The sequence below is a fragment of the Arthrobacter sp. 2YAF22_2 genome, assembly GCF_052114645.1.
Classification (GTDB): Bacteria; Actinomycetota; Actinomycetes; order Actinomycetales; family Micrococcaceae; genus Arthrobacter.
The window spans coordinates 1-4,330 of the sequence record NZ_JBFRFD010000320.1; the positions used below are offsets into that span (position 1 = coordinate 1).

Here is a 4,330-nt window from a genome sequence, read left to right on the forward strand (position 1 = left end):
GCTCCGCTCCGCACCGCTCAGTGCAGCGCTTGGCGGGGTGATCGGCGGAATCGCGGGGGAAATTCAGCTGGAAAATGGCGTGGATCTGCGTTGTGGCGTCCGGGTTGTGTCCCTCGAAGGCGACGCCGGCGGCCAGCTGCGCCGGGCCCAGCTGTCGGATGGCAGCTCACTGGAGATCGACGTGGCGGTCGCGGCGCTGGGGGCGGTCCGCAACGTCGAATGGCTCGCCGATTCCGGACTGGCCTGCGGTCCGTGGGGCGTTGCGTGCGACGCCGGCTGCCGAGCCTTCGACGCCAACGGCCTTGTCACCGACGACGTCTTCGTCGCCGGTGACGTTTCTCGCGCGCCGCAGCCGATGTATGGCTACCAGTTCCTCGCCGTCGAGCACTGGGGCAACGCGATCTCGCAGGCGGAAGTCGCGGCGCACAACATGGTCAGCGGCGAAACGGAACGGTGGCCGCACTTGGCGGTACCCAAATTCTGGTCCGTCCAGTTCGGTACCGAAATCAAGAGCGTCGGTGTGCCCTCAGCCGCAGACCAGGTCGCGATCGTCCAGGGATCGGTGGCGCTGCGGCGTTTCGTGGCCGCCTATGGCTACAAGGGCCGCATCGTGGCGGCCGTGGCGTTCAACCAAAACAAGTGGCTCGAATTCTACGAGCCGCTGATCGAGCAAGCCGCTCCCTTCCCGCCGTCGTTCCTCCACGTCGACTGCCCAGACGGCGGGCAGCCGGCGCCGGCCGGCTTCCAGCCGGCGTTCTCCCCCACCCAGGACGCGACCGTCGTCGTGACCGGTCACTACCCCAATGAACGCCGTGCCCGACTCACCCAGCCCCGCCGTCCGTGACACCCCGTCCGTGACACACCAGCGCTCCGGCACTGCGGCGGAAACCGTCCCACCCCCAAAGGAGGCTTCACGATGACTGAGTCTAACGTCTGGGATCAGATCCTCGACTACTCCAACCGGGCCAATCCGTACCCGCTCTACGCCGAGCTCCGCCGGACCCCGGTGACGCGGTTGCCGGACGGGACCTACCTTGTGAGCACCTACGCGGAGATCGCCGCGCTCCTGCACGACCCGCGGGTCAGCTCCGACATCACCCGCAACCCCGCTGCCGCCGCGGCCGGTGTCACCGCAGGCGGCGGCAGCGGCGAGGACGCTGAGGGCGCCGGCCCCGGCATGACGCCCACCTTCCTCAGCATGGACCCGCCGGATCACGATCGATTCCGCCGGCTGGCCATGCGCCACTTCGGACCGCCTACGACGCCGGGCCGGGTCGCCGGGATGGAAACGCGGATGAGGGACATCGTCGCCGGGCTGATCGACGACATGGCCGGCCGCCGCAGGATCGACGTCGTCGACGACCTGGCTTATCCGCTCCCGGTCACCGTCATCTGCGAGCTCCTGGGCGTGCCTGCCGGTGACGAACGGCGCTTCCGGATCTGGGTGGACATTGCGCTGCAGTCAACGGATCCCCGGCTTGACCCGGAAACGCAGCAAAAGAAGAGGGCCGAGGCCGGTGCGGAACTGCGCTCGTACATGGAAGAGCTGGTCGAAGCCCACCGGCAATCGCCGGGCACCGACCTGCTCTCGGCGATGGCGGCCGACGACGGCCCTGAAGGCCGCATGGAGGGCGACCAGCTGGTCAGCACCGGGCTTCTCCTGCTCATCGCCGGACACGAAACCACCGTGAACCTCATCTCCAACGGCGTCCTGACCCTGCTCCGCCACCCGGAAGAGCTCCAGAGACTGCGTGATGACCCCGAGCTGGCGATCCCCATGGTCGAGGAGCTCCTGCGGTACGAACCGCCCGTGCATTTCGTCCCGTTCCGCACCGCCCTGGACGACATCGACGTCGCCGGGACGACCATCCCCGCAGGCTCCTCGTTCACGCTGCTGCTGGCCGCAGGCAACCGCGATCCCGCCCACACCGCCGACCCCGACGTCTTCATTCCGGGCCGGCGCAACAATCAACACCTCGGCTTTGGCGGCGGCATCCACCTCTGTTTCGGCGCGCCGCTCGCCCGGTTGGAAGCCCAGATCGCCCTGGGTGAATTTGCCCGCAGAGTCGGGAACCCGCAACTGGTCGACGACCCGCCCCCGTACCGGCCGAGCCCGTTCCTGCGCGGACCGTCCCACCTTCTGGTGGACATCGGCGGGATTGCGCCCAAGACAGGCGGTCAGGCCGCTCCGACGTAGGCCGCCAGATGCTCGCCGGTGAGGGTCGACCTGGCGTCGACCAGGCCGGCGGGCGTGCCCTCGAACACGATCCGGCCGCCTTCGTGGCCCGCGCCGGGGCCAAGGTCGATGATCCAGTCGGCGTGCGCCATGACTGCTTGGTGGTGCTCGATGACGATCACCGACTTGCCCGAGTCGACCAGCCGGTCCAGCAGCCCCAGGAGGTTCTGGACGTCGGCAAGGTGCAGCCCGGTGGTCGGCTCGTCGAGGACGTAGACCTCGCCCTTCTCTGCCATTTGGGTGGCCAGTTTGACGCGCTGCCGCTCGCCGCCGGACAGTGTGGTGAGCGGCTGGCCGAGCGTGAGGTAGCCGAGCCCCACGTCCACGAGCCGGCCGAGGATCTTGTGGGCCGCCGGCGTCCGGGCCTCCCCGTCGCCAAAGAACACGTCGGCCTCGGTCATCGACATTGCCAGCACCTCGGCGATGTTGCGGCCGCCCAGGGTGTATTCCAGGACTGACGCTTGGAACCTCCTGCCCTCGCAGTCCTCGCAGGTGGACTCGACGGTAGCCATGACGCCAAGTTCGGTGAAGATGACGCCCGCGCCGTTGCAGGTGGGGCAGGCGCCTTCAGAGTTGGAGCTAAAGAGCGCCGGCTTCACGCCGTTGACCTTGGCGAAAGCCTTGCGGATCGGCTCGAGGAGGCCCGTGTACGTCGCCGGGTTGCTGCGCCGGGAACCCTTGATGGCACCCTGGTCGATCACCACGACACCGTCGCGGCCGGCGACCGACCCGTGGATCAGTGAGCTCTTGCCCGACCCCGCGACACCGGTGACGACGCAAAGGACGCCGAGGGGAACGTCGACGTCGACCGCCTTGAGGTTGTGCGTCGAGGCGCCACGCACCTCGAGCGTGCCGGACGGCTTCCGCACCGAGTCCTTGACGGCCGCCCGGTCGTCGAGGTGGCGGCCGGTGATGGTGTCACTCTGCCGCAGCCCTTCCACGCTTCCCTCGAAGCAGACACTGCCGCCTTCGGTGCCTGCGCCGGGACCGAGGTCAACAACGTGGTCAGCGATGGCGATGGTCTCCGGCTTGTGCTCGACGACGAGCACGGTGTTGCCCTTGTCGCGCAGCTGCAGCAGCAGCTGGTTCATCCGCTCGATGTCGTGCGGGTGCAGCCCGATCGTTGGCTCGTCAAAGACGTAAGTGATGTCCGTGAGGGACGAGCCGAGGTGCCTGATCATCTTGGTGCGCTGCGCCTCGCCGCCGGACAAGGTGCCCGCCGGCCGGTCCAGCGAGAGGTAACCGAGCCCGATGTCGGCGAACGAGTCGAGCAGGTGCTGCAAACCGTGGAGGAGCGGTGCGACCGAGGGCTCGTCGAGTTCGCGGACCCAGCCGACGAGGTCGCTGATCTGCATCGCGCAAAGGTCAGCAATGTTTTTGCCCCGGATCTTCGCGGACCTGGCCTCGGGGCTGAGCCGCGTGCCGTCGCACTCGGGGCAGGACTGGAACGTGATGGCGCGCTCCACGAAGGCCCGAACGTGAGGCTGCATCGCTTCCACGTCCTTGGAAAGCATCGATTTTTGGATCTTGGGGATCAGCCCCTCGTACGTCAGGTTGATGCCCTCGACCTTGATTTTGGTCGGTTCCTTGTACAACAGGTCGTGCATTTCCGTTTTCGTGAACTTAGCGATCGGCTTGTCCATATCGAAGCCGGCGCCGCTGAAGATGCGSCCGTACCAGCCGTCCATGCTGTAGCCGGGAATCGTCAGGGCCCCCCCCGCTAGCGACTTGCTGTCGTCGTAGAGCGCCGTGAGGTCGAAGTCGGAGACCGAGCCCATGCCCTCGCATCGCGGACACATGCCGCCCAGGTAGACCGCGTTCTGCACCACGCTTTTCTCGACCCTGCCGCCCTTCTCGGTGCTCATCACCCCGCTGGCCTTCCGCGTCGGGACGTTGAAGGAGAAAGCCGTCGGGGGCCCCACGTGCGGGGACCCCAGCCGGCTGAAGAGGATCCGCAGCATCGCATTCGCGTCGGTGGCGGTGCCGACGGTGGACCGGGGATTCGAGCCCATCCGTTCCTGGTCAACGATGATCGCCGTCGTCAATCCCTCGAGGAGGTCAACATCCGGCCGGGACAGCGTCGGCATAAAGCCC

3 protein-coding genes are annotated in these 4,330 nt (G+C 67.5%); 2 read left to right on the forward strand and 1 reads right to left on the reverse strand.

What is annotated here, in order from left to right:
- Together AB4Y86_RS13120 and AB4Y86_RS13125 are read left to right on the forward strand one after the other, a co-directional pair.
- Window positions 1–844, forward strand: an 844-nt coding sequence (locus AB4Y86_RS13120; RefSeq protein WP_441402657.1) for an FAD-dependent oxidoreductase, incomplete at its 5' end; no start/stop codon positions are given.
- Window positions 845–916: 72 nt separating this feature from the next.
- A complete protein-coding gene (locus AB4Y86_RS13125; protein WP_441402658.1) occupies window positions 917–2,197 on the forward strand; it encodes a cytochrome P450 in 1,281 nt (426 codons plus the stop codon).
- Here AB4Y86_RS13125 and AB4Y86_RS13130 read toward each other — a convergent pair.
- On the reverse strand, window positions 2,179–4,330 hold a 2,152-nt coding region (locus AB4Y86_RS13130; protein ID WP_441402659.1), incomplete at its 5' end, for an ATP-binding cassette domain-containing protein. The two genes, AB4Y86_RS13125 and AB4Y86_RS13130, sit on opposite strands and share 19 nt — an antisense overlap.